Source organism: Helicobacter cholecystus (genome assembly GCF_003364215.1).
Classification (GTDB): domain Bacteria; phylum Campylobacterota; class Campylobacteria; order Campylobacterales; family Helicobacteraceae; genus Helicobacter_G; species Helicobacter_G cholecystus.
The window spans coordinates 23495-49925 of the sequence record NZ_NXLU01000004.1 but is presented as its reverse complement, the minus strand read 5'-3'; the positions used below and the strand labels follow the sequence as shown (position 1 = coordinate 49925).

At 34.9% G+C, this 26431-nt stretch carries 26 protein-coding genes and 1 pseudogene; 15 read left to right on the top strand and 12 right to left on the bottom strand.

Annotated features, from left to right (window positions below; genetic code table 11):
• Positions 1–6 precede the first annotated feature (6 nt).
• The 4 genes from CQA62_RS04245 to rplS are packed head-to-tail and all read left to right on the top strand — an operon-like array spanning position 7 to position 1819.
• Complete coding sequence (locus CQA62_RS04245) at positions 7–243, top strand: KH domain-containing protein (RefSeq protein WP_104724692.1); 237 nt, start codon at positions 7–9, stop codon at positions 241–243.
• Positions 240–755, top strand: a complete 516-nt coding sequence (gene rimM / locus CQA62_RS04240; RefSeq protein WP_104724691.1) for a ribosome maturation factor RimM — start codon at positions 240–242, stop codon at positions 753–755. The genes CQA62_RS04245 and rimM overlap by 4 nt, the downstream gene beginning before the upstream one ends.
• Complete coding sequence (gene trmD / locus CQA62_RS04235) at positions 756–1466, top strand: tRNA (guanosine(37)-N1)-methyltransferase TrmD (RefSeq protein WP_104724690.1); 711 nt, start codon at positions 756–758, stop codon at positions 1464–1466. It begins immediately after the preceding gene.
• On the top strand, positions 1463–1819 hold the full coding sequence (gene rplS, locus CQA62_RS04230) for a 50S ribosomal protein L19 (protein WP_104724689.1): 357 nt from the start codon (positions 1463–1465) through the stop codon (positions 1817–1819). Before trmD ends, rplS begins: the two co-directional genes overlap by 4 nt.
• 6 nt (positions 1820–1825) lie before the next feature.
• Here the strand turns inward: rplS and pdxA are convergent, their stop codons facing one another.
• Both pdxA and CQA62_RS04220 read right to left on the bottom strand, forming a co-directional pair.
• A complete protein-coding gene (gene pdxA / locus CQA62_RS04225) occupies positions 1826–2743 on the bottom strand; it encodes a 4-hydroxythreonine-4-phosphate dehydrogenase (protein WP_104724688.1) in 918 nt (305 codons plus the stop codon).
• Positions 2740–3510, bottom strand: a complete 771-nt coding sequence (locus tag CQA62_RS04220; RefSeq protein WP_104724687.1) for a pyridoxine 5'-phosphate synthase — start codon at positions 3508–3510, stop codon at positions 2740–2742. The genes pdxA and CQA62_RS04220 overlap by 4 nt, the downstream gene beginning before the upstream one ends.
• 64 nt (positions 3511–3574) lie before the next feature.
• Here CQA62_RS04220 and lpxD point away from each other — a divergent pair, with 64 nt between their 5' ends.
• A complete protein-coding gene (lpxD, locus tag CQA62_RS04215) occupies positions 3575–4537 on the top strand; it encodes a UDP-3-O-(3-hydroxymyristoyl)glucosamine N-acyltransferase (RefSeq protein WP_104724686.1) in 963 nt (320 codons plus the stop codon).
• Between the two features lie 85 nt (positions 4538–4622).
• Here lpxD and CQA62_RS04210 read toward each other — a convergent pair whose 3' ends face one another.
• The 3 genes from CQA62_RS04210 to CQA62_RS04200 all read right to left on the bottom strand — a co-directional run bounded on the left by CQA62_RS04210 (position 4623) and on the right by CQA62_RS04200 (position 8358).
• Complete coding sequence (locus CQA62_RS04210; protein ID WP_115585119.1) at positions 4623–6176, bottom strand: phosphoethanolamine transferase; 1554 nt, start codon at positions 6174–6176, stop codon at positions 4623–4625.
• Positions 6177–6196: 20 nt separating this feature from the next.
• Positions 6197–8062, bottom strand: coding sequence for an RNA polymerase sigma factor RpoD (gene rpoD / locus CQA62_RS04205; protein ID WP_104724684.1), 1866 nt, complete (start codon positions 8060–8062; stop codon positions 6197–6199).
• Positions 8063–8142: 80 nt separating this feature from the next.
• Positions 8143–8358 carry an exodeoxyribonuclease VII small subunit gene (locus CQA62_RS04200; protein ID WP_104724683.1) on the bottom strand — a complete coding sequence of 72 codons (216 nt, stop codon included), beginning with the start codon at positions 8356–8358 and terminating at the stop codon, positions 8143–8145.
• Between the two features lie 82 nt (positions 8359–8440).
• Here CQA62_RS04200 and CQA62_RS04195 point away from each other — a divergent pair, with 82 nt between their 5' ends.
• From CQA62_RS04195 to CQA62_RS04165, 7 genes are all read left to right on the top strand, one after another.
• Positions 8441–10513 (top strand): MMPL family transporter, encoded by a 2073-nt coding sequence (locus tag CQA62_RS04195; RefSeq protein WP_104724682.1) that lies wholly within the window; start codon positions 8441–8443, stop codon positions 10511–10513.
• Complete coding sequence (locus CQA62_RS04190; protein WP_104724752.1) at positions 10510–10896, top strand: YkgJ family cysteine cluster protein; 387 nt, start codon at positions 10510–10512, stop codon at positions 10894–10896. Before CQA62_RS04195 ends, CQA62_RS04190 begins: the two co-directional genes overlap by 4 nt.
• The gene (locus tag CQA62_RS04185) at positions 10893–12137 is read left to right on the top strand and encodes a tetratricopeptide repeat protein (protein ID WP_104724681.1); all 1245 of its coding nucleotides are present in this window, start codon (positions 10893–10895) and stop codon (positions 12135–12137) included. Before CQA62_RS04190 ends, CQA62_RS04185 begins: the two co-directional genes overlap by 4 nt.
• 69 nt (positions 12138–12206) lie before the next feature.
• The gene (locus CQA62_RS04180) at positions 12207–12458 is read left to right on the top strand and encodes a YfhL family 4Fe-4S dicluster ferredoxin (RefSeq protein ID WP_104724680.1); all 252 of its coding nucleotides are present in this window, start codon (positions 12207–12209) and stop codon (positions 12456–12458) included.
• A complete protein-coding gene (locus tag CQA62_RS04175) occupies positions 12459–13934 on the top strand; it encodes a Ppx/GppA phosphatase family protein (RefSeq protein WP_104724679.1) in 1476 nt (491 codons plus the stop codon).
• Entirely contained in the window at positions 13931–14893 is a 963-nt protein-coding gene (waaC, locus tag CQA62_RS04170; protein ID WP_104724678.1) for a lipopolysaccharide heptosyltransferase I, read from the top strand. Before CQA62_RS04175 ends, waaC begins: the two co-directional genes overlap by 4 nt.
• A complete protein-coding gene (locus CQA62_RS04165; RefSeq protein ID WP_104724677.1) occupies positions 14890–15804 on the top strand; it encodes a lipid A biosynthesis lauroyl acyltransferase in 915 nt (304 codons plus the stop codon). The genes waaC and CQA62_RS04165 overlap by 4 nt, the downstream gene beginning before the upstream one ends.
• Here CQA62_RS04165 and CQA62_RS04160 read toward each other — a convergent pair.
• From CQA62_RS04160 to ffh, 4 genes are all read right to left on the bottom strand, one after another.
• Entirely contained in the window at positions 15801–17246 is a 1446-nt protein-coding gene (locus CQA62_RS04160; RefSeq protein WP_104724676.1) for a Na+/H+ antiporter NhaC family protein, read from the bottom strand. The two genes, CQA62_RS04165 and CQA62_RS04160, sit on opposite strands and share 4 nt — an antisense overlap.
• A 358-nt stretch (positions 17247–17604) precedes the next feature.
• The gene (gene murG, locus CQA62_RS04155) at positions 17605–18666 is read right to left on the bottom strand and encodes an undecaprenyldiphospho-muramoylpentapeptide beta-N-acetylglucosaminyltransferase (RefSeq protein ID WP_104724675.1); all 1062 of its coding nucleotides are present in this window, start codon (positions 18664–18666) and stop codon (positions 17605–17607) included.
• The gene (gene gltS, locus CQA62_RS04150; RefSeq protein WP_104724674.1) at positions 18663–19859 is read right to left on the bottom strand and encodes a sodium/glutamate symporter; all 1197 of its coding nucleotides are present in this window, start codon (positions 19857–19859) and stop codon (positions 18663–18665) included. Before gltS ends, murG begins: the two co-directional genes overlap by 4 nt.
• 94 nt (positions 19860–19953) lie before the next feature.
• Positions 19954–21294: a signal recognition particle protein gene (gene ffh, locus CQA62_RS04145; RefSeq protein WP_104724673.1), complete on the bottom strand. Its 1341-nt coding sequence runs from the start codon at positions 21292–21294 to the stop codon at positions 19954–19956.
• Positions 21295–21428: 134 nt separating this feature from the next.
• Between ffh and CQA62_RS04140 the strand changes: the two genes are divergently transcribed.
• The 3 genes and pseudogenes from CQA62_RS04140 to CQA62_RS04130 all read left to right on the top strand — a co-directional run bounded on the left by CQA62_RS04140 (position 21429) and on the right by CQA62_RS04130 (position 23297).
• Complete coding sequence (locus CQA62_RS04140; protein WP_104724672.1) at positions 21429–21836, top strand: Fur family transcriptional regulator; 408 nt, start codon at positions 21429–21431, stop codon at positions 21834–21836.
• A 68-nt stretch (positions 21837–21904) separates the two neighbouring features.
• A pseudogene (locus CQA62_RS04135) lies at positions 21905–22750 on the top strand (fumarate hydratase).
• 10 nt (positions 22751–22760) lie between these two features.
• Positions 22761–23297: a Fe-S-containing hydro-lyase gene (locus tag CQA62_RS04130; protein ID WP_104724671.1), complete on the top strand. Its 537-nt coding sequence runs from the start codon at positions 22761–22763 to the stop codon at positions 23295–23297.
• Between the two features lie 14 nt (positions 23298–23311).
• Here CQA62_RS04130 and CQA62_RS04125 read toward each other — a convergent pair whose 3' ends face one another.
• Genes CQA62_RS04125 through CQA62_RS04115 form a run of 3 tightly spaced genes read right to left on the bottom strand, consistent with a single transcriptional unit; the run spans position 23312 to position 26351 of the window.
• Complete coding sequence (locus CQA62_RS04125; RefSeq protein ID WP_104724670.1) at positions 23312–23971, bottom strand: 16S rRNA (uracil(1498)-N(3))-methyltransferase; 660 nt, start codon at positions 23969–23971, stop codon at positions 23312–23314.
• A complete protein-coding gene (locus CQA62_RS04120; RefSeq protein ID WP_104724669.1) occupies positions 23961–24392 on the bottom strand; it encodes a hypothetical protein in 432 nt (143 codons plus the stop codon). The genes CQA62_RS04125 and CQA62_RS04120 overlap by 11 nt, the downstream gene beginning before the upstream one ends.
• Positions 24393–26351 carry an OPT family oligopeptide transporter gene (locus tag CQA62_RS04115; RefSeq protein ID WP_104724668.1) on the bottom strand — a complete coding sequence of 653 codons (1959 nt, stop codon included), beginning with the start codon at positions 26349–26351 and terminating at the stop codon, positions 24393–24395. It lies immediately after the preceding gene.
• Positions 26352–26431: the final 80 nt, after the last annotated feature.

The window sequence follows — 26431 nt, the reverse complement described above, 5'->3', positions numbered from 1 at the left end:
GAAACTATGGTTGAACACTTTATTTTAGAATATGCCAAGAAAATTGCTCTACATCCTGAGCAAATTCGTGTCCAAACACAAGAGTGTGAAGAAGGAATAGAAATCATACTTTTTTCTTCTCAAGAAGATATGGGAAAATTCATTGGCAAGAATGGAAAAATGATTCATTCTCTTAAAAATATTCTCTCAGGCTGTAAAGTTAAAAATGGTCAAAATTATAAAATCGTTGTCCAATCTCTATGATACAGGTTGCAAAGATTGGTAAAAGTGTAGGGGTTTATGGGGGAGCAAAGCTCCATATCCTCACAGATTTTCCAGAAATTTTTAAAGAAGATATTATTTATACCGCTAAATCTCCTGGTCTAAATCCCCAAACTCTTAGTCTAAAAATCAAATCCTATCATGAGGGTATTGTAATTTTTGAGAGTTATGAGAGTAAAGAAAGCATTAAGACACTTGTGAATTTTACTCTTTATGCCTCTCTTGAAGATACGCGAAAGTATTGTGAGCTTAGAGAGGGGGAGATGTTTTGGTTTGATGTCATTGGGAGTGAGATTATTGAAGATGGAGAGAAGTTGGGAGAGGTTATTGAGATTGAGCGTATAGGCGAAGTGGATTATTTATTGATTGAAGCTGTGGTGACTCAAAATCTTCCTAAGCGATTTATGCTCCCCTATATTCAACGCTATATTTTGGAAGCAAGAGACAAAAAGATTTATACACAGGGTGCCAGAGAGATTTGGTTTGCAAGTTAGATGAGATTTACTTTTCTTACTCTTTTTCCTCATATTTTACACTCTTATTTTTGTGATTCCATCCTTTCTAGGGCTATTGAGAGTGGAAAAATCAAAATTGATTATTGTAATTTTAGAGATTTTGCATTTAATCGTTATGGCAAAGTTGATGAACCACAGATTGGAGGTGGAGCGGGGCAGGTGATTTGTGCTGATGTGCTAGATAGGGCATTGCAAGCCATTGCAAAAAATAACTCTCATATTATCTTTCTTACCCCATCAGCTCCACAATTTACGCAGAGTGATAGCATAAGACTTGCAAGAGAAAAAGAGCATATTATTTTTGTTTGTGGACGTTATGAGGGATTTGATGAAAGAGTTATAGAGTTATGGGCTGATGAGGTATTTTGTATTGGGGATTTCATCCTCACAGGTGGAGAGCTTCCTGCACTTTGTTTATGTGATAGTATCTCCAGACAGATTAAAGGGGTTCTTGGAAATTCTCAGTCCTTATGCGGAGAATCTTTTGAAAATCATCTCTTGGAGCCACCAATTTTTGCAAAAACAATTAAAAAAGATGAAAAAATTGAAAAAATCTCACCACCTTTAGAATTTTTCAAGGGAAATCATAGTAAAATCTCGGATTTAAAACTTGACCTTTCTGCATTGAGGACAAAATATTACAGACCCGATTTGTATCAGAAATGGAAAAATCATAAGGACAGGAAATGAAAAATCGATATATTGAGAGCTTTGAGAAAACGCAGATTGCCAAAAAAGAAATTCCTGCTTTTAAGGCAGGAGATACTCTTAGGCTTGGAATTAAGATTCAAGAGGGAGATAAGAGCAGAATCCAAAATTTTGAAGGAATTTGTATTGCTATTCGTGGAAATGGTGTAGATAGAACATTCACAGTAAGAAAAATGGGTGCAAATAATATAGGTGTTGAAAAAATATTCCCACTTTACAGTGAGTCACTTCAGAGAATTGAAGTTCTTCGAATCGGTCGTGTAAGAAGAGCAAAACTTTATTATCTTAGAGATAGAAAAGGTAAGTCTGCAAGAATTAAAGAGCTTAGAAAATAAGCTCTTTTATCTTGATGCAACATAAGCAATGGCATTAAGATAACTTTTTATACTCGCCTTCCCATTATATGCTATATCAAATGCTACCCCATGGTCTACAGAGGCCCTAAGGATAGGGATATTTAAGCTCACATTAATGCTTTCATTAAAATATAATGCCTTAAGCGTTGCTAGTCCAATATCATGATACATTGCAATCCAAGTGCGAAATTCTTTTTGTCTTGCAGGGATAAAGGAACAATCAGGAGGATAGACACCTTTAAAAACTTCTTTACCCAAGGTAAGATTGATTCTCTCTATAGCTTTTTGAATCTCTTTTTCTTCATTGCCTAGCATTCCCCCATCTCCTGCATGAGGGTTAAAACCCATTACGCAATACTTCTCTTGAGGATGTGAAGCATAGAGTGCTTTGAAAAAGTCAAAGAGCTTTTGACTTTTGATATGGCTAGATACTTCTCTTAGCGGAATGTGATCGGTGTATAAAGCAATAAACATTTTTTCCCACCCTAGCATCATAATAGCCTCTTTGTTATAGCGAAGAGCTAGGGCTTGGGTATGACCAATAGCTTTGATTCCTGCTTGAAGCCAAGCTTGTTTATGGATAGGGAGGGTTACAAGTGCATCTGTTTTTTTCTCTTCAGAAAGCTTGCAACCGAGTATAAAACTCTCATAGCTATATCTTCCACTCTCTTTGCTCAAAACTTTTGGTTCAATTTTTGGAATTTGAAGTTTAGGAGGTTGGCACATTGAAGGAGTAAGAGAGGGAGGGAATGGGAGAGAGAGAAGAGAAGAGGCAAGCTCTAAGAGTTCATAATGGACGCAATAAATGGGGGTAACAGTTTGAATAATACTCTCATGAGCCTTGAGTAAAATTTCTAATCCCACCCCATTAATATCTCCACAACTAATGGCTATTTGTTTCATTTTTCAATCAGCTCCTTCATTTCTTTGATTGCTTGAAAAAGTCCTACAAAAATTGAGCGAGCAATGATTGAATGACCGATATTAAGCTCGGTAATTTCAGGGATTAAAACAATAGGTCTGACATTTTGATAGTTTAATCCATGTCCTGCAAATACTTCCAATCCTAACTCTTTGGCAAGTTTTGAACACTCTTTAATTTCATGGAGGCATTGTTGCATTTTTTCTTCTAGGATTTTTAGAGGCAGGTGAAGTGAAGTAATGGCGTTGTGGGTGTATTTGAAGTTGGTATAAGCCATTAAAAAGAGATTTGCCCACTCTCCTGTATGAAGCTCAATGCTTTGCACTCCTAGCTCTTTGGCAAGTTTTATATTTTCTATTTTTGGATCAATAAAAAGTGAAGTAGGAATAGAATGCTTATATAGCTTTTTAATCGCATAAACTACTTGTTCTTGCCGAAGATTCAAGCCCCCCTCAGTAGTAACTTCTTCTCTTTTTTCTGGAACCAAAGTAACACGATGGGGAGAGTAGGGAATGATTGTATCAACCATTGAGCTTGCGCATTCAAGGTTGATGGGTAAAAAACTCTGAGAAATAATGGCTTTAAAATCTTCATCATGGATATGGCGACGATCTTCCCTAAGATGGAGCGTTACTTGTGAAGCTCCTGCATTTTTAAGAATAAAAATCGCCTCCAAAGGATTGGGTTCGTTAATTTTTCTAGCTTCACGTAAGGTGGCAATATGATCAATATTTACTCCAAGTAGCATTACAAAACTCCTTTTTAAATAAAGTATTATAAAATTCTTATAAAATATTGAGTAAGGAAAAATGATGCGTTTATTTGAAATGATGAAATATCTGGGTGTTGATACAAAGAATCTTAAGGATTTTGAAGTTAAAGCCCTGAGCAGTCCTCAAGAAGCTACACAGAGTGATTTAATTTATATTGATCAAGATAAATATCTTAATGAACTCTCCTCTTGTAGGGCGGGTGCAGTATTGGTTAATCAAAAAAATGCTTCACGCATTCCTGATCATATTCAGGCAATCATTGTGCAAAATCCACATTTAGCCTTTGCATATCTTTCAAGTTTTTTTGTAAAAGAGATGTTTGAAGAAGAAGGAGTAGAGGCAAAAGTAGCGTCTAGTTCAAAAATTATGAATGGGGTATATTTAGGCAGAGATGTAGAGATTGGGGAAGATTGTATCATTATGTCTGGGGTTGTCATTGGGGATAGAGTAAAGATTGGCAATGGTTGTAAACTTTTCCCTAATGTTGTGCTTTATGCAGATACGGTTTTAAAAGATAGGGTGAGTATTCATGCAGGAACAGTTGTAGGAAGTGATGGCTTTGGATATGCTCATACACAGGATGGAGTGCATATAAAAATCCATCATAATGGATGTGTAATTATCGAAGATGATGTAGAAATTGGAGCAAATTGCACTCTTGATCGTGCTGTATTTGGAGAAACTCGTATCAAAAAAGGAAGCAAGATTGATAATCTTGTACAAATTGGACATAACTGCATTATTGGAGAGCATACAATTTTGGTTTCTCAAGTTGGACTTGCTGGATCAACAACAACTGGGCGAAATGTTGTTATGGGAGGACAGGCAGGGAGTGGAGGACATATTCATATTGGAGATTTTACGCAGGTTGCTGGTCGTGGTGCAGTGGGAAAGAATCTTCCACCTTACACTAAATGGGGCGGACATCCACTTATGGAGCTTGACGAATGGATGAGATTTTATGTGACTTTAAGAAAAATGGTTAAACAACAAAATTCTTAATAGAGTTTTTTAAATGCCCTAATGACTTCTCCTTACTTCTATGATTATAATAGAGAAGTTGCCTGAATAAAAAGAGTTAAAGATATTAAAAGGCTGTGAGATCAAGAGATTTTTGATAAATATTTGTTTTGATTTTAAAAAATCCCAAAACACTATGAAAGATATAATCTTGTGAGAGTGGAGAGTTTTCTTTGATCTTAAAGTTTTTATATTCATCTCTTAAATTTTTTCCAAACCATGCTAAAGCCACAACCTGGGTTTGATTTTTAGGAGCAAGAGCATAGGGAAGTCCACCATGCATATAATTTCCCAGCTCTCCCAAACTTTTTCCATGATCGCTTATATACCATAAAGAGACGTCAAACTCCCCCTGAAGTTGCTCTAACCTTGAAATAGCTAAATGGAGTAAAGAATCTGTATAAAGCACGCTATTATCATATGCATTAATCAGTTCTTCAGAAGTACAGAGATTGGGATTTTTTTCTTTGCAAATGGGCTGAAAGATTTCAAATTCTTGGGGATAGCGTCTAAAATAATCTGGACCGTGACTCCCAAGAGTATGGAGAAGAAAAAAGTAATTTTCATGAGTATTGAGATTTTGGGTTAGAGTATTGAATGTGTTAAACATTACTTCATCTAAATCATCAAAATAATAGACATTACTCATTCTATTGCATACTCCCCCAATACAATTTTGTGCACTTCCACTATTGCTATCTAGCCAATAAGTTTTAACTCCCACTCTTTGAGTAATATCTAAAATATTATCTGTAAAATTTGAGAGATAACGATTAGTGTAGGTTTCATGAGTGTAATGTGTGAGCATACAAGGCACTGAAATTGCCGTAATAACACCACAAGAGCTAAAATTAGAAAAATTGACAAGCTGGGAGTGAGACTTAGTTTTGGGCATAAGCTCTCTTGGATATTGATGAAGTTGAGAGCTTCTGAGACTTTCTCCAATGACAAGGACTAAAATTTTTTTTCTTTTGATATTGTTCATTGTGGCATCAAGAGCGATTTGTTTATAAGGCATAGAAAGTTTTTGTTTTTGATCATGAAGCATCATAATGGTTGAGCGGATAGGAGAAATGGGGACAATGGTATATTGGAAACGATGCTGTGTGGTTAAAAGATAGATTAAATCTTTTCCAATCACAAAAGACCATAAAGAAAGTGAAGTCAATGCATAAAGACTGATAAAGAAGATTTTACATATACTTCCCCAAAACAGCGGAGTATATTTTATGGGATAGAAATATATAAAAATTGAGGGAAGGATTGCATAAAGAAAAATAGTAGAGAAAAGATTAAGGTTTAAAAACCCTTTGACTTCAGAAAAATGGGTATTAAAAAGACTTTGAATAATATCAGGCGTGATTCCAATATGAAGAGTGTCAATAAAAAATGCACTTATACAGCAAAAGAGTAGAAATAAGATTAAAACTACTTTGCTTAACTTCCCATAGCAAAGTAGTTCAAAACACAAACTTATCATAAAAAGCATAAAAACCCAAATATAGGCTATTTTATAAGCAGGGAAGAAGGCAGAAAGAGAAGAAAAAAAGGTTTGATTAAATACACTCACAATAAAGCAAGAAGTCATTAAAATTAAAAAATGATAAGAAAAACCTCTCATAACTTTCTTTGAGTGAAAATTTACTCTTCCATATAATTTTTGAGTTGGCGGCCTACTTTAGGGTGTTTAAGTTTTTTAATTGCACTAGATTCGATTTGTCTCACACGCTCTCTTGTAACATTAAGCTCTTTACCAATTTCCTCTAGAGTTCTATCACTCTCATCATCAAGTAGACCAAATCTCATGCGAATGACTGCTTGTTCCCTATCATTGAGTTGATCTAAGATCAGCTCAATTTGCCCTCTTAAATCTTCTTTAAGGATATGATCCATTGGACCAATAGCATTTTTATCCTCAACAAAATCTCCAAATTTTCCATCCTCATCGCTTCCAATTGGAGCTTCAAGACTGATGGGTTCTTTTGTGATCTTAATTACATTTTTAACCTTATCAACACTCAATCCTACTTCTTGTGCAATAAATTCAACATCAGGCTCTTTTCCATATTCTTGGATATGTTTACGCATAATTTTATGAATTCTATTGATGGTTTCAATCATATGGATGGGGATTCTAATTGTTCTTGCTTGATCGGCAATAGCACGTGAGATAGCTTGTCGAATCCACCAAGTTGCATATGTTGAGAATTTAAATCCTTTTTTGTATTCAAACTTATCTACAGCTTTCATGAGACCAATATTTCCTTCTTGGATGAGGTCAAGAAAGGGGAGCCCCCTATTAGTGTAGCGCTTAGCAATGGAAACTACAAGCCTAAGGTTAGAGCGTGCCATTTTCCCTTTTGCTTTATCAGAGATATTTTTTCCTCTTTTGATTTGCTCTAGGATTTCTTTAAGTTTCTCAGGATCTAGATCAAATCCCCCTTCACTTGCTTCTTTGGTTTGAAAGAGCTTTTTAAGTTCCATGTATACACCAACCATTGTACTCTCTGGCACAACCTCTAAAATCTCCTCTCTAGACATATTTGTAATATTCTCAAGAATTTTTTTATGATTTGCAACCATTGTGTCATTAAACAAGGGGAGTTTATATTCAAGACGTTTAAGCTCTTTTTCAAATCCACCTCCACTCTTAAGAGTATTTTCCATAGCCTTAACAAGTTCACTAATAAGCTTACTTGTTGGTCCTAGCTCCAAGAGGCTTTCTTTAAGAATGTGCTTTTTGTGGGCAAGAAGAAGAATATGTCCTAGCTCATCATCTTCTGGATTTGGTTTGGATTCTAAGACTTTAAGCCAATCTTTTTTGGCTTTTTCAAGATTTTTAAAACTTGCAAGAACATTGTCAATGCGTTTTTGATCCTTTTTGCTCATAGGTCTATTTACTTCTTCGCTTTCTTCCTCAATGCCCTCATCTTCTCCCCCCTCATCCTCTCTATCATCATCAAAATTTCTAAATAGCTCTTTTACTCTTCGCTCTCGATTAATGAGTGCATCTCGATAATCATGAATAAAATCAATTAAATAAGGAACGGAGCAAATCGCATCCAAAATCGTATCTTCCCCAAGCTCAATTTGTTTGCTTAAGATGACTTCCTCTTCTTTTGTAAGAAGAGGAATCTGGCCCATTTCACGTAAATACATTCTAACAGGACTATCACTCCTGCTCCACTCTAAAAGCTCTCTTTCTTTCATAAAATCAAATTCATCTTCTAGTTCACCATCAAGAACTTTTTTCTTTTCTTCTATAAGCTTTGTTTTATCTTGGATATTGAGGAGTTTTGCTACCTCTGAAGAGCTCATTAATTGTTTTGTATATTTTTTAGCAAGTTCTTTAACTTTTTTTACCTGTGTTGCATTGGGCGCTTTTTGCAAGGTTTGGGCAATTTTTTCATAAGAAATATAAGGGGTTTCTTCTTCGCTAAAAAGTAATTCTAATTCTTTGATTGGATCTTTTTTTGTTTTTTGAATTTGCTGAGTTTCATTTTCCATCTTAGAAAAAACCTTTGAATGTGAAGTTATAGGGGCGCAAATTTTTTTGCTTTAAAACTAATGGATTATATCTAAAATTTTTAAACCTTTTTCAAATCCCCTGTTTCTTGGGGGTTTGAGATTTCTTGATATTCAAGCTTTGCCTCTTCTAAGAGTCTTTGAGCCTCATTGAGATAGGCAAGACCTTGTTTGTAAATTTCTAAACTCTCTTTGAGAGAGAGATTTTGATGGCTGAGTTCATCAAGTGATTTTTTTGAAAGCTCAACAAGTTCTTCAAAGTTTAATAGTGTTTTCATATTATCTCCCTTGAGATAAATATAGTTTATTGAAATGTATATTATAATTTTTGCTTGATTTTACAAAGCGAAAGAGAATAAATTGAGAAAGAGTTTAAATTTTATTTTATTACTGATTATTGGGGGGCTTACTCTTGGTATATTTTTTTCTTCTCCAGAGCAGTGGAGTAAAAAAATTACTCTTGATGTTTTGGATTTGTTTCCCAATGGGACAGAGAGGGAATGGGTGGATTTGCAACGCAAATTTAGCGATTCAAAGCTGATCTATGTCTCTAAAAAAAATTCTACTCATTTTGAAGAGTTTATTAAAGAAGTTGCCCTCTTGCCCAATGTCGCAGTGGTACATCAGGATTTAAAACCCAATACATTTTTTCAAGATTTTTTAAATAAAAATTACTTTTATGTAGGAACTCTTAAGCCTAATACAATGGAAGGAAGCCAAATGGCACAGGCCCTAATAGAGTCTGCCTCAAGTGTAAAATTTAATCCTCTTGATCCCCTTGGCATCATTGAGATTCCAAATATTACTCAAGATTTTATGTATAAAGGTGAGCCTTATGTCATCATTGAAATGAAGAGTTCAGATGCAACAAAGGTGCACCTTCTTTATGAAGAATTTGCTCCTATGGCAAAAAAATATGGGATTAAGCATTATTTTTCACCCTTATTTATGAGTGTAGAAAATCCTCAATTGATTATGGATGAAGTCAATGTCTTAATGATTTTTTCTGCAGGATTTTTCTTGCTTTTATATTTTGTGATTTTAAGAATGCCATTTTTGACATTTAATATGATTGCAACCATTTTATTCTCCAATCTTATAGCTGTTTATACTCTTTTGCTGATTTATCCAAGTGTAAGCATTATGTCTTTGAGCTTTGGGATAGGGATCAGTAATATTTGTATTGATTATTTGATGCATCATCATTTTTTAGGATTTTATACACAAGGCAAAATTAGATTTAACTCACCTGTATTTTATGGATTTATCACCACGCTTGTTGGATTTTTTGTGTGTTTATTTATTCCTTTTCCTCTCCTTAATCAGCTTGCATTGTATGCAATGATTAACCTTGGCGTAGCATATCTATGTTTTGGCTTTTTGTATCAGAAGATCGGCTTTGCTTCTCCTAAGATGTATCAAAAGCTTGAAACAATTTCTTTTAATTATATTTCTCCATTTTATTTTTTACTCTTAAGTGTTGTGCTTATAGGGATTATGTCTTTTAAAATAAGTGCAGATTTTGATCTCTCTAAGCTTGATTATCAAAATACTGCAATGAATGAGCAAAAAGAATTTTTTGCTCAGTTGCAAGAGAACCAAAAGCCCTATCTGTTTTATGCATCCAATATTAATGGCCTTATTGCTAAAGCAAAAGAGATTAGCCAAACTCTCTCTGCTCCTCTTGCTTTAGCGATTTTGCCCACAAAAGCAGAAATTAAAAAGCGTGAACGTTATTATAAATCTATGTCTTTTTATGATTTTATGAAGCGCTATGATGATGCACTCTATCAAATCAGTAAGAGCGATCCTCATCTTGCCCAAACACTCTCTTATGCCTATAGAAATATTCCAAAATTTCAAGATGAGCTCAACTTTGATGAGCTAAGTGTGATGGGTTTTAGGATTGTTAAGCAGCAGGATCAATATTATGCTCAAGGTTATACACTGGATTTGCAAAAGTTAGAGCATCTCTTGGATGTAAATATTTCCCAAACTCAAGATTTGATTACTAAGATTACGGGAGGGATTTATGCTCCAATGGTAAGTATTTTGGGATTGGCATTTATGGCTATGGTGGTTTTGCTTGCAATAAGCACAAGAGGGGATTTTTTAAATGCTCTCTCTTTTATCCTCTTTCCTTTTGCCTGTGTAATGTGTTATTTATCCTTAACAACACCTATAAATATCATGCATCTTTTTGCACTACTTATTGTTGTAGTGGTTAGTGTGGATTATGGGATTTATCACACAAAAGAGAGCGGGACACTTGGGGCAAGAAGTGCAATTTTATTTTCCACTCTTACAACACTTTTTTCATTTGGATTCTTTTTATTGAGTAACACTAGAGCATTGAGTTCTTTTGGAGAAGTGATTTGCCTAGGTATGGGATGTTTGCTTATTCTTATCTTTTTGCAAAAAGACAGGATATGAGAGAAGAGGGTTTTTGCTTTGAGTTTGATAATCGGGCATGTAGGGAGTGCGGAGGAAAGTGTTGTATTGGGGAGAGTGGATATATTTTTGCTACACTCAAAGAGCTTGAAGAGGTGGCAAAATTTTTGAATTTAGATTTCTGTGAGTTTCTTGCAAAATATGTCAAAAAAGTGGGCTATAAATTTTCCTTTATAGAAAAAACTTATAATGATGGCTTTGCATGTATATTTTTTGATGAAAATCAAAAATGTTGTCAGATTTATGAAGTTAGACCTAAGCAGTGTAGGGATTTTCCATTTTGGAAAATATTTTTGGAAAAAGAACAGTTGCAATATCTTAAAAAAGAATGCCCAGGGATTAGATTTAAGGAGGAGAGAGAATGAAGAGTATAGGGGTCATCTTATTGTTTATGCTTTGTTTATGGGGTGAAATCAATGAAGATGATATGGTCAATGATGCACTTAATGCTATTGAGCTTAAGCAATATGCAGAGGCGAGGGATATTTATCTTTTACTCTATGAGGAGAGTGGGAAAATTGAATATTTAAGAGAGAGTATTTTAGTCTCTTCGCTCCTTAATGATCCTCAAGGCACAATTAATCTTGTTCTTTCGTTCCATAAAAAAAATAAAGACTATGATTTAGAGATTGAAAAAGTTTTGGCAGATTCTTATCTGAAATTAGGCGATGTTAAAAATTCAATTATTACGATTGAAAAGATCAAAACAAAAGAAAGTTCCCCTCTAGTCCATGAAATTTTAGGAAGTTTGTATTACCAAAGCAATCGTACAGAAGATGCTTTAGAAGAGTTGAATAAAGCCTATGATGGAAATCATAGTGAGAGGAGTTTGCAAAAGCTTATTTCTATTTATTCCAATGTACAAAATAATGAGCGAATAGGAGATTTGCTTAATGCTCACTTAGAAAAGTATGGTTGCTCTCAAGATCTGTGTAAAAGAAGCATTGAATTTTATGTTAAAACTAAGCAAATTAGTCGTGTAGAACAATTGTTAAAAAGAATTGAGGAACAATCCCCAACAATTCAAAATGCTACAAATCTCATTGCAGTTTATGCCTACAATAAGAAATATGATCAAGCCATTGAAATTGCTAAAAAATACCCTCTGAATCGCAATATTTTACTTGAATTATATGTAGGAAAAGAGGACTTTGCAGAGGCATCAAAACAAGCAAGACTGATTTATGATGAGAGTAAAAATCCAGAAATGCTTATTCTCTCTGAAATTTATCACTTTGAACTCATTGAAAAAACTGCAAGTAAAAAAGATCTTGAAGTAGTGGTTGCAAATCTTAAAAAAGGAATTTCTAAATTTAAAAAAGAAAAAAAAACTTCTCAATCCTTTCCTGAATATCTCAATTTTTTAGGATATGTAATGATTGATTATGATTTAGGAGTTAAGGAGGGAATAGAGTATGTTAAAGAAGCTCTAAAGCATGTTCCAAATTCTTATGAATTTTTAGATTCTTTGGCATGGGGATATTATAAACTTGGGGATTGCCAAAAGGCTAATGAAATTTTTTCAGGGATACCCGAAGCAAAAATTTTGGAATTAAATGAGCTAAAAGAGCATCAAAAGACTCTTTTAAATTGTAAAAGTCGCTAAAATAATAAAATTTTATTCCTCATTAAGAAAAATTTGGCTACAAGAAGCAAAATCTATTAAGGAGAAAATATGTCAGTTTTAATTAGAGAAGAATGTATTGCGTGTGATGCATGTAGAGAAGAATGTCCCAACGAGGCGATTGAAGAGGGGGATCCAATTTATTGTATTGATCCAGATCGTTGTACAGAGTGTGTGGGGTATTATGATGAGCCTAGCTGTATTGCAGTATGCCCTGTTGATGCAATTATTTCAGATCCTGATAATATCGAATCCATGGAGGAGTTAAGATATAAATACGAGCAACTTCAGCAGGGTGAATAGATGGCAAAGATCGTTGCAGTTATTGATATTGGCTCAAATTCTGCACGAATGGCGATCTTTGAGAGAACTAGCCGTTTAGGGTTCTTTCTTTTAGAAGAATGCAAATCTAGAGTAAGAATCTCGGAGGGAAGTTATGAAAATGGGGGTTATCTTCAAGAATATCCAATGCAAAGAACTCTGAGTGCTCTTAAAGAATTTATGCAAAGAGCCCATCAAAGGGGAGCAAGAAAAATTTTCTGTGTCGCAACTAGTGCGCTAAGAGATGCACCCAATTCAAGGGATTTTTTACAGCGAGCTAGAAAAGAATGTGGGATACAAATTAAAATCATTGAGGGAGAAAAGGAAGCTTATTATGGAGCTTTGGCCTGCGTGAATCTTTCTCATCAAAAAAGTGGTATTACAATTGATGTTGGAGGAGGATCAAGTGAGTGTGCATTACTTGAAGAGGGAAAAATCCTTTCAATGAGCTCCTTAGATATTGGAGCCATTCGCATTAAAGAACTATTTTTTGATGGAAGAAATGATATTAGTGGGGCAAAAGAGTTTATTAAAAAAGAGCTCAATAAGCTTTCCAAGGAATATTCACATAAGTATGTTTTAGGAATTGGTGGAAGTATTAGAGCATTGAGTAAAATTATCGCAAAAGAGCGAGGGGTAAATTTTTTACATGGACTAGAAGTAGAGGCAGAGTGCTATATTGACTTTGCTTATCAAATCTGTCAAAGTCAAAATGAAGTGCTTAGGGAAATGGGTTTTAGTGAAGATCGTATTGACAGTATCAAAAGTGGTGCACTTATTTTTTGTGCATTTTTAGAGCATTTTGGATGCAAAAAAGTGATTACAAGTGGTGTTGGGGTAAGAGAAGGGGTATTTTTAGCTGATTTACTTCGTGGGAGTGGAGGAAGATTCCCCAAAGATTTTAATCCTTCGTTTAAATCATTACTTGATCGCTTTGAACAAAAGAATTCAAGGGCAAAAGAGATAAAAAAACAAACCTTACAAATCTTTGATGCACTCAGTTCTTGGCATAAAATGAGTAATAAACTTAAAAATTCTTTATCCATAGCCTCTAGACTTTCTCTTCTAGGAGAGCGGTTGGGCTGTCATTCCCAATCCGCCCATAGTGCTTACTTGGTTTTTAATGGATTGGAATATGGATTTTCATTTAATGAGCGGAGTTTAATTAAAGCCTTGATTGAATACAGCAATAAAAAAATTCCCAAAGAATCTCGTCTTAAGTCTTATTCTTTTAGAGATTTAAGATTTTTAACTAGCTTTCTTGCTCTTGCTAAAATCCTTTCTTATTATCCAAGAGTACAATACAGCTCACCTGCTGAAGGGGTGTTGCAGATTGAAGGGGCTGGATATTTGGCAAGGGAGCAGATTAATAAAATCCTTAAGCATTTTGATTTTGAAATTATTTTTGGAGGAAAAAAAGAAGGTTTTCTTGAATTTCCTCATAGGATAGCTTTTTGAGAATAGGGATTATTAAGCTTTCCGCACTTGGTGATATTGTTGTTGCAATGAGTTTTCTTTATGCACTCAAAGAGAAATATGATTGCGAGATTGATTGGTTTGTTGATGAGCGATTTGAGGGCATATTGCAAAATTCTCCTTTGGTGCATACAGTGTATTGTATTCCTCTTAAACGTCTATTTTCTCAAAAAGATTTTAAAGGAATAGGGGGGATTAAAAAAAAATTAAACTCTCTTAGAGCCTATGATATTCTTTTTGATATGCAGGGTTTGCTTAAATCTTCCATTCTTGGAAAAATGATTCCTGCAAAAATTTATAAGGGTTTTGCCTGGGATTCAATTAAAGAGCCTATCGCTTCATTTTTTTATAATCAAAGAGTAAAAATTCCTTATCAAGAAAATATTCTTAAACGCAATGGTGCACTTTTAGGTGTAGAAGTGTTTCAACCCCAAAAAGCCTTTGGATTTTTGCCCCAATCACTTCAAAAAGTTCTCCCTCTATTTTATGGAGAGAAGAAAAAAGTTCTCATTGTTTTTGAAGCTTCCAAAAAAGAAAAAATGTATCCCTTGGCTCAATGGATTGAAGTATGTAAGGCGATGAAAGAAGAGGTTGAATTTTTAATTCTTTTCCACTCTTATCCTGCTGAAGCTCAAATCCTTGCAAAAGAGGGGAGAGCCAAGCTTTTACCTTTGCTTAGTCTTGATGAAGTTAAGGCTTTGGTTTCTAGGGTTGATGGGGTTGTGGGAGGAGATACAGGAATTGTGCATCTTGCGTGGGCAATGCAAAGACCTTCCATTACGCTCTATGGCAATACACCACTTAAAAGATTTGAGCTTTGTGGGGAGAAAAACTTCTCACTCTCTAAAAATCCTAATGCTCAGTATAAAAAAAATGATTTCTCAATTGCCAAAATTACACCACAAGAAATTTGCTACACAATGAGGGAGATGTTAAAATGAAAAAAATATTAGGAAAGGTTTTTGTGTGGGGGTTTTGTGCTTTTGCATATTTTTTAAATCTTCTTCCTCATAGAGTTTTTTTGTTCTGTGTTGATCTCTTATGTGGAATTTTGCAACTTGCAGATAGACGACGTTATAAAGATGCGATGAGTAATCTTGATTTTGTATATGCTCAGAGCAAGACTTTAAAAGAAAAGCAGGCTATTATTAAACGCTGTTATCGTAATTTTGCCTTTATTTTACTTGAGAGTGCAAGAGCATTATATATGAAGCCTCAAAAACTCCTAGAGCGATTTGAGTATGAAAATCTTGAAGTCCTTACCAATCTTGTGGAGCACAACAAGAGTGCGGTGCTTATTTCTGCACATTTTGGCTATTGGGAGGCAATTGCAAATTCAACTCCTCATTTTTTGCCACATTATGGAACATATTCTCTAGGAAGATTGACGCAATTTCAAGCCATCAATGAGCTCATTATTCGTTCAAGAGAGAATTATGGGGTGAAGCTCATTAATAAAAAAGGAGCTTTTAAACAATTGCTTAAAATTTATTCAAAGCCCCAACAAATTGCAGGAATCTTAGTTGATCAAAATATGAGTGAGAGTGAGGCAGTATGGGTGAAGTTTTTTGGAAAAGATGTGACACACACTCCTGTAGCTTCTATTCTTTCAAGACGCTTTGAAATTCCTATTTTACCTGTTTTTGTTGATTTTAATGAAGATTATACACGCTTTATTGTGCGCTTTATTGATCCCTTTTATTGTGCCAATACTCATAATATGGAAGAAGATTTATTTCAGGCTACACAAAAGCAAGCAAGCATCACTCAAGAGATTATTGAACAACATCCTTCAAGTTGGCTTTGGTTTCATAAAAGATTTAAAGCAAAATATCCAGAGATATATTCTTAAGCCATCCTTTTTCTTCTTAAAAAAAGGATGGGGAGCAAAAGAAATAGCCCAATGATATAGCTCAAAATGAGACTAGAGTTCCAAGAAAAGCTTAAAAATGCTCCTAAAGAAGCAATGGCACATAGTCCAGCATAAAAGATTTGATTTTTAAAATGAGCATCAAGCGAGCAACCTGTGCTTGAAGCAGAGAGAATGGTTGTATCTGAAATTGCAGAGGTATGATCACCATAAACTGAGCCACTTAATACACTTGCAATTGCTAAGGCTATATTTCCACCACTTTGCAAACTTAAATCTATCCCAATAGGAAGCATAATTGCAAAGCATCCCCAGCTTGTTCCGGTGCTAAAGGAAATGAGCATGGAGAGTAAAAATAAAAAAGCAGGAAGCAAGAAAGAGTATTGAAGTGAAAAATTTTCAAAAAAGAGAGAAGAGAGTAGGGAGGCAATTTGTAAATCTTGTTTGAGTACAGGTCCAAGCACCCAGGCAAGAAGTAAGATTGCAATGACTGGAAGCATATTTTTTATCCCCACTTTTATAGCACTCAATAAACCAGAGATAGAGAGCGAAGGGAGAGAAATGAGAGATGAGAGGATGAGGGCAATTCCCCCTCCCTGAAAAAGTGCTCTTCCAATATCTGCAGATCCTAGGATATGCATCACAGAGAGAGTGTGAGTTTTTCTAAAACCATCATAAACTATAAGTGCAAGAATACATAGAAGTAAAGAGAAAAAAGGCACTATAAGCAAAAGAGGTGAACTAGGAGTGTTTGATGAGGTGTGAGAAGTGGAGTTTGGCGTATTTTTAGAGAATAAAATGATCGCCAAAACACAAATTAAAGTTAGCCAAGCATAGAAATTAAATGCAATACTTTGAAGAAAGATGAGAAATGCATTCTCTCCTTTTTCTAAATTACTTTGGAGTATTCCAACAATATAGGCCCCCCAACTAGAAAATGGTACAATCACACATACAGGAGAAGAGGTGGAATCTACAATATAGGCTAATCTTTTTTTACTGATAGAGTAAATTTTATGAAGTGGCTTTGCAATAGCACCTAAAACAACAGCATTAAAGCATCCGTCAATAAAAAGTATAAGCCCTGTTCCAAAGAGTGCAAGTTCTGCACTTTTGGCTTTTTTGATATGTTTCTTTATCCAAATTCCAAAAGCTTCAACCCCTCCATTCTTTGTGATAATTTCGCCAAATACACCTAAAAAAAGCAGAAATCCCATGACATAAAGTTTGTCCCAATGTATCTGAGAGTTTGAATAGAATATATCTCTAAATTTATAAGCAAGATACAGAGGAATATCTTGCAGATGAGAAAGATTAAAAATTATAGCTCCACTCAGAAGACCAAGTATAAGGGAGAGAAAGACATTGCGAAAGAAAAAAATACAGACAATCACACATAGGGGCGAAAGAAGGGGTAAATACAAAATAACCTCCAAAAAAGTAATAAATATTTTTAATTCTTTATTATAAATTAAAGTTATATTAAAATGCAAGTAAGAATTATTTTTAATATAAGTGTAATAGTTAATTTTTAAATTAATATAAAAGAGATTAAATGTAAAAACTCTCTTCTCTGTATTCTTAGAGAACAACACTAATCAGGGAATAAATAGAAAATTAATTATCTATGATTTATTGGATGGAATAAAAATATTTTAGAGAATTGAAAAGATCAATCCTGCAAAGTAACAATCAATTGTATAAAATCTTAAGAGAGTTTGAAGACACAGAGTTTATTTCTCATAAGGTTTATGTCCAGTTTGGAGGAAAGTTTGTATTCTTTTAAGAGTTTGAAGGAGTAGAGGAAGCAATATGGGGATTTTGAAGAATCAAATCTAAAATTTCCTTTGCTCCATTAGTGTGGATATATGAGGGAAGAGAGGCAGAAATACTTTCAAGGGGAAGAGAGAGGATTTTATCTAGGATTTTAGGATTTAATGAATCTTGCAGACATAAAAGTCCAAGATGTTTTTGGGAGAAAAAGAGTGCGTTATAGTATTGGTGATTGCCTGCAGCATATGGGTAGGGAATATAAAGTGCAGGGAGGGCATTAGCACACATTTCCCATACACTTGAAGCTCCGGCTCTAGAGATGCAAAAATCTGCCTGTGTCATTTTTTCTACCAAATTTGAACTGAAAGCAAAAAGCTCAACGGGAATATTGAGTTGAGCATATTGCTCTTTAAGTCTTTCATAATCCTTCTGTCCACTTTGATGAATGATATGAATGCCTTTTTGGTGGAGTATGGGAGCAATACTGAGAGCAAAATTATTAATTGCCACTGCTCCTTGAGAACCTCCAAGAAATAAAATTGTCTTTAACTCTTGTCTTCTTCTAGCAAGGGTAAAAAACTCTTCTCTTACGGGATAGGAGGTAGGAGAGAAATTTTTCGCTTCATCATGAAAGCTTCCAAAAATTTTTTTTGCAAAAGGGGTAAGGAGTTTATTGAGTGTGCCTTTGATTGCATTTTGCTCATGGATATAGAGTGGAATCCTAATGATAAGACTTGCAAAAGATGCTGGAGCTGAACTGTATCCCCCTACACTAATAAGATGAGTAATTTTGTGCTGCTTGAGGATTTTGTAGGCTTTAAATATAGCCTTAAGTTGAGAAAAAAGAGATTTTATTTTTGCCAAACCTTTTTTATCAACCACACCTTGCGTGCAGAGAAAATAGCGATGAGAAAAACCCTCTTCATTCTCAAACCAAGCCTTATCTTGTCCAAGGGTTGAACCAATGTAAATGCAGGAGATATTAGCTTTTTGGCACTCTTGCATAAGGGCTTGAGCAATGGCTAAATGACCCCCAGTGCCACCCCCACTAATTGCAATGAATGGTTTCATCCAAAAATAGGGAGCATGAGGAAAACTTTAATGATAAATGCATTGAGAATATCAATAAAGAATGCTCCAACCATAGGAACAACGATAAATGCCATATGGCTTGGACCATAATGCTGGGTAATAGTTTGCATATTCACAATTGCTGTTGGAGTTGCCCCAAGACCAAATCCACAATGCCCTGCTGCCAAAACCGCTGCATCATAATCTCCCCCCATTGCTCTAAAGGTAACAAAGATTGCATAAAGCACCATAGCAATGGTTTGGGCGATCAGCAAGATTAAAAGCGGCAGTGCAAGATTTGCAAGTTCCCAGAGTTTCAATGACATAAGAGCAGAAGCAAGGAAGAGTGAGAGGCTCACATTTCCAATTACAGAAACTTCTCTTTCAAAAACTTGATGAACCTTAAACATTGAGAGAGTATTTCGTAAAATTACACCGACAAAAAGACACCACACAAAGGTTGGAAGGTTTAAAGGAGTCCCTTTAAAAAGATCTGCAATCTTTGTTCCTATAAAAAGTGCAATTGCAATTAAAGCTAAAGATTCTACAAAGCTTGAAGCTGTGATTAATCTTTGTTTTGCAGGAGATTCAAAACCGCTGAGATGCTCTTCTTGATGTTTTGGAGTAAGGTTATGAGTATTGATCAAAAACCTTGCAACAGGTCCTCCAACAAGCCCACCAAGAATTAATCCAAAAGTTGCACATGCTACTGCAAGTTCTAAGCCATTCTCAAGTAAATAAGGAGCTTCCTTAAATGTTTCAGCCCATGCTGCACCTGTCCCATGCCCCCCACTCATTGTGATAGATCCTCCAAGAAGACCTAGAAGTGGATTTTGTCCAAGACCTGAAGCAAGTCCAATTCCAATAAGATTTTGTAGGATTAAAAAAGCTCCAACAACAGCCAAAAATTTAATTAAAGCACTCCCTCCTTTTTTCAAGGATGCAAAATCAGCATTTAAACCAATTGAAGTAAAGAATGCCAACATCAAAGGTCCTTGTAAAGAGCGATCAAATTCAATATGAAAATCAAATCCTTTGTAGGCAATGGTAATGCAAATTGCAATCAATAAGCCTCCCACAACAGGTTCAGGAATATTGTAATCTCGTAAGAATTTTACCCTCTTAAGAATAAAGCGACCGATGAGTAAAACTGCAACCATTGACGTTAAGGTTGCATAAAAATCCAGTTTCATTACATTTCCTTGAAATTGAGATGTGTTTTATTTTACAAAAAAAAGTAAATTAGACAAAATTCATTCCTTTTTTAATTGAAGAAAATGGCTTAAACTATCTAGGAAATCCCTTTCCTCTCATTTGTTGCATCATTCCCATTAAATCCTGAATTCCTCCCTTTGAACTTAATTTTTTGGCCATTTTAGAAGCATTATCAAATTGTTTGATGATGCGATTAATATCTGCAACCTCCAATCCACATCCCATTGCAATTCTTTTTCGTCTTGAGCCATTAAGGATTTCTGGATTTTCTCTTTCTTTTTTGGTCATCGAATTCACCATCGCACGAATATTTTTAATCTCAGTAGAATTATCCAAATCTACATTTTTAAGTGCTCCTGCTACCCCTCCAAGACCAGGGATCATACTTGCAAGATTTCCAAGATTTCCAAGCTTTTTGACATTTTCAATTTGGTTGAGAAAATCCTCAAATCCAAATTGCCCTTTTTTGATTTTTTTAGCAATATCTTTAGTGTCTTTCTCAGAAAATACCCCAGCAGTTTTTTCAGCTAAAGAAATAATATCCCCAGCCCCCATAAGACGTGAAACAATACGATCAGGCATAAAAATATCTAAATCTGCAACTTTCTCACCACTGCCAATAAATCGTAAAGAAATTCCAAGCTGATAGGCAATAGAGAGTGCAATTCCTCCCTTGCTATCACTATCAAATTTACTTAAAATTACTCCATCAATTCCTATTTTTTGATTGAAGGCTTCAGCATTTTTTACCCCCTCTTGACCACTTAAACTGTCAGCAACATAGAAAGTTTCATGAGGATTTATAATGTCTTTGACTTCCTTGAGCTCTTGCATTAATCCTTCATCAATTGCCAGGCGTCCTGCCGTATCAAATAAAATAACATCATAGAATTTATTTTGTGCATAATTTAGAGCTTCTTTGGCAACTTCTTGTGGAGAAGTTTTGGCGCATTCAAAAAAATCTACTTCAATTTGTAGGGCAAGTTGGCGTAACTGCTCTATTGCGGCCATTCTTTGTAAATCACAGGGCACAAGAAGAACCTTTTTATTTTTACCTTTGAGATAGTAAGCAAGTTTAGCTGTTGTTGTGGTTTTTCCACTTCCTTGCAATCCAACCATTAAGATATTTGTTGGAGGTTTGGAGGCAAAAGTGAAACCTTGATTGCCTCCAATACTTAAGAGTTTTGTAAGAGAGTCTTGCAAAGCTTTCATAAAACTTTGTTTTCCAATTCCTTGGGCTTTAGTTTGGATTTGAATGTTAGAAAGAAGTTCTTTTGTGGCTTTATGATAAACATCATTTTTGAGCAAAACTTTTTTAAGTTCATCAAGAGCCTTATCTAGTGCTTTTTCATCATCACTAAAGCGGATTTTATTGGCAATGGAGCGAAAACTATCAGTAAAAACATTGAACATTTTTAACCTTTCGATAAAAAATAAAGAGCATTTTAGAAAAAAGTTGCTTTGTTTTTGCTTGTTTTTATATAAGTTTTTACGATTGATAGTGTATTATCCCCTAAAAAATAATTTTTATTAAAGGAAAAACAATTATGAATTTTGAACAAAATTTAAAAAATAGTGGATTAAAGATTACTCCTCAAAGAATTACAATTTTGCAAGAAATTGAAAAAGTTGGACATGCTACGGTTGAAGAAATTTATGAGAGGATTCTTCAAATTTATCCCTCCATTTCCCTTGCAACAATTTACAAAAATCTTATTTCTATGTGTGAAGCGGGAATTATTAATGAAATTAAACCCCCGCTCCAAAAGCAACGTTATGAAATTAATCATACCCCACACTCCCATTTGATTTGCCAAATTTGCGGCTCTTTACAAGATGTGGAAATTAATACCGCTAAAATGATTGAACTCAAAGAGATTCCAAATGATTTTCAAATCAATGCTATGAGTGTTTCTATTTATGGAATTTGTAAAAAATGTAAAGAGAATTTATAGAACTTTATTGATGCAGGATTTTATATTATTAAGTGTCTTAAAATCCGAATCTCTATAAAGGAGATGCAATGAGAGAAATACACACTCAAGAAATTATTCACAATGTTGCAAAACTTTGTATTAGTGCTGCCCAAGAGCTTTCAGAGGATGTAAAAAATGCATTCTCAAAAGCTTATGTTCAAGAGACTTCAATGCTTGGGAAAAGCATTATCTCTCAGCTTATAGAAAATTCACAAATTGCTCAAAGAAAAAAAATTCCCATCTGTCAAGATACGGGTTTGTGCGTTGTTTTTGTGGAAATTGGACAAGAGATCCATATTAAGGGTGGGCTTTTGAGCGAAGCGATTCAAAAAGGTGTAGCTCAAGGCTATACACAAGGCTATTTACGAAAATCCATAGTAAGCGATCCACTTTTTGAGAGAAAAAATACTCAAGATAATACTCCAGCGGTGATACATTATGATATTACTGAGGGTGATAGACTTAAAATTACTCTAGCCCCAAAAGGGTTTGGAAGTGAGAATAAATCCTCCTTGGCTATGCTTACTCCTGCACAAGGAGTTGATGGGTTAAAGGAGCTTTTTATCCAAACACTTCAAAATGCAGGACCCAATTCTTGTCCCCCACTTTTAGTAGGAATTGGAATTGGTGGAAGTATGGAGAAGTGTGCAATTTTGGCAAAAAAAGCAGCTATTAGAGAGATTGGCTCTCATAATTCTCACCCTAAATATGCTTAGCTAGAGGATGAACTTTTGGAAATGGCAAATGCATTGGGAATTGGTCCTCAGGGACTTGGGGGAAGTGTGAGCGCTTTTGGAGTTAATATTGAGTGGTATCCCACTCATATTGCGGGACTTCCAGTCGCAATTAATATTAATTGCAATGCAATTAGACATAAAAGCATTGTTCTTTAGGGAGGAAGATATGAAAACTTTACAAGCCCCTTTTGATCCTAGAGAGCTTTTAACTCTAAGGGCAGGAGAGAGTATTTTGATTAATGGAAATTTTTTAGTTTGTCGTGATGCTGGACATAAGAGATTGTATGAATGCATTCAAAATGGAGAACAACCCCCTATTTCTTTGCAAGGAGAATGTATTTATTATATGGGACCAAGCCCGGCAAAACCTAATGAGATTATTGGTTCAGCAGGACCAACAACAAGCGGAAGAATGGATTTTTATACTCCAACTTTACTTAATTATGGGCTTAAAGCAATGATAGGGAAAGGTTATCGGAGTAAGGCTGTGATTGAGAGTATGATTAAAAATGGTGCAGTATATTTTGTATGCATTGGTGGTGCAGGAGCTTTACTCTCTGAAAGAATTAAAAAATATGAAGTGTTGGCTTATGAGGATTTAGGAGCTGAAGCTATTGCAAGAGTTGAGGTAGAAAATTTCCCCTGCATTGTTGCGATCGATAGTGAGGGGAATAATGTTTATGAGCAAAACAGGACGCCATAAGCTTTAAAGTCAAATTATAAAAGTAGACTTGCTACATATACGCAAGCGCTTTCGCTTTTTAAAATCAAATTCTCTTGTGTTGAATATTTTGGAAAGTTTTTAAGCACTTCTCTTTCAGTAGGGCTAAATCCACCCTCAGCCCCTATTAAAATGGGTATAGAAGTCTTATGCAACCTCTCTCCCCCAAAATCAAAAACTCCTACCCGAGGATAATGAGATAAAACTTCTGTGAGAGTGTTTAACACTTCAACTTTGAGAATATTGCTCCTTCCACACTGCTGGGAGGAATTAATTAAAATACGTTTAAATTTTTCTAAATCAATTTTTTCATTACGTTGTGAGTAATCTGAGTAAAAAAGAGTGAGCTTTTCTACTCCAAGCTCATTAAGAAAGGGCAGGAGTTTTTGAAGAGTCTTATTCTCAATAATGGCCAAGATCAAATGAGCTTTACTTCCTGAGAGTAGAGGAGTATGGTGGGTTTCTTGAAGTTTGAGGGTGGCCTGTTTGCGATTGATACTCTCTTGGGAGTAAAGATAGAGTTTTTCATCTTCTAAATTTCTAAAAGCAAGAGTTTGGACATTCCTTGTTCGACGTGATTTATATAAATGAATATAAAGTTCCCCATCAATAATAAGAATTTTTTCCCCCGCCTTAGGGTGATAGCTAAATTGCACCTTTGCTTCCAAAAAAGATAAAGATAAAGCCTAGCAAATCAAGCAGATAGAGTATTTTTGCTTTTTTGACATATTGCAGCATTGCTTCTTCATTGGTGCGCCTTGCAACTTTAAGGAGTTTAATTCTATAAATTTCTGCAATCAGAACAAAAAGAACATAAGCAAACATTAATAAAACCCAAAGTGAGCTAAAGTTATGTCCCATTGCAGAGAGATTGAGTCCACTGAATGCAGAGATGGCAAGAAGAAAAAAAAGCAAGGGCATCACATACCAAATTTTTTTATTCAAAGAAGCAAAACTCTTGTAAGTAAAAAGCGTAATGAGATTCATAATAAAGGGAAGTGCCAAAAATGCCGAAAAAAAAGAGTGATAAAATAAGAAGCTTGAGAAAGCTTCTTGAATGGCATCAAATTCTTGCATTTAATTCCTTTTAACAAGATAGGTATAAATAAAAATGAGGCTAAGGGTAAAAAAGCCAAAACCAAAAAGATGTATTAGAAAAGGTGAAATTCCAGAGATTTCAAAAATATCCCCATTGCCACCAGCACTTATGCTAATTACAATACTTCCTGCAAGTAAGATTCCCATTAAACTCTCACCCACAATTAAACCTGATGCTAAAAGCATTGCCCTTCGTTTAAATGTTTCTTGGGCTTCTTGAATATCCTTATTGTGCAAGATCGAGTGTTTTTTAACTTGTTTTTGTGCAAAAAATGAAAGAAGGGCACCAAAGAAAATAGGAATAGTTACAATTGGTGGAAGATATACCCCCATCCCTACTGCTAAAGGAGGGAGGGAAAAGGCTTTTTTCTCATAAAAAATATCAATAAGAATAAATATTATGCCCAGTAAAATTCCTACTCCAATAGAACCCCAATTCAAAGTGCTTTTAAAGATTCCCTCAGCGATAGCACTCATTAAAATTGCCTGTGGAGCATTCAGTGCATTTGTATCACTCATTCCCTCCCGCGGTAAATGTCCTACAAAACCATAGGCTTCATAGAGAAGATTAAGTACAGGAGCAATAACTGAGGCTCCTACAATACATCCAAGCATCAAAATAACCTCTTGTTTCCAAGGTGTTGCACCTACAAGCATTCCTGTTTTAAGATCTTGGAGATTGTCATTGGCAATTGTTGCAACAGCAAGAACAATAGAGGTAGAAAAAAGGCTAAGAGCGATAAGGAAATGCTTGTTTCCATCACTGAGTTCTAGTGCAAAAATTTTACTTACGCCCAAGATACAAAGTGAAAGCAATACTACTCCTATAATTCCAATGCTAGAAATGGGGCTAGATGAAGAACCAACAAGTCCTGCCATATATCCACAAGTTGCAGAAATAAGGAATCCAATAATTATTGCTGCAAGACTACAAACAAATACAAAAGTCCAAGTAACAAGGGGAGAAAAAGAGGCACTTGATACAAAATCATAAAACACACCAATAAGCACAAGAATAATTCCTATAAATCCTATTAAAAGCCATTTTACAGGGATATCTTTTTGTGCACTGGTTGAGAATTTAAATGATTGAGAGAGTCCAGAGAAGGTAGGTTTTAGCATTTTAACAAAGGTCCAAAGTGCTGAAATTCCAATCATTCCTACACCAATAAAACGGACCTGATTTTTCCAAACACTCATCGCAATATCTGCAATATTACCTTCAAGAGGATTGAGTGCAGTGATTATAGGGACAAGTATACACCATGTAAGGATGATTCCTGCAAAGATCGCCACCCCAACACTAATCCCTACGAGCCAGCCTGCTCCAATGAGTGCAAGTGAAAATCCAAAGGGAATCTGAAAAATTGCTTTTCCTATATTGAAAAACCATGCTATTCCATCACTCATTACTTTCAACCCTTGAGAGAGGAAAATTGAACTTCCAGCTAAAGAAGTTCCTAAGAGCATTTCTTTTATCCCAATATTTTTATTTTCTTTTTTCTCTCCAAGTTGTAAAACCTCCGCTGCAGCAATACCTTCAGGGTAGGGGAGTTTATTTTTTTCTACAAGCTCAATTCTTAGTGGAACGGTAAAAATAACACCCAGAATTCCACCCCCAGCACAAATTGCAAATGTATGCCAAAAATCAAATCCACTCCAATAGCCTACAAAAAAAAGTGCAGGAATGATAAATACTACGGCAGAAAGTGTTCCAGCTGCTGAAACTTGTGTTTGAACAATATTATTTTCTAAGATATTGTTTTTTCCAAATAGCTTAAAAAAAGCCATTGAAAATACTGCTGCAGGAATAGAAGAGGCAAAAGTCAAACCCACCTTTAATCCAAGATAAACATTCGCAGTTGTAAAAATTACTGTAATAAACATTCCAAGCAATACGCCAACTAGAGTAATTTCACGTAATTTTTTAGTATTCATAAATTGGCCTCTTTTATAAATATTTTATATCTTTGTAAGCTTCTATTGTAGCAATATACAGTGGAGTATATAAGTGCAAA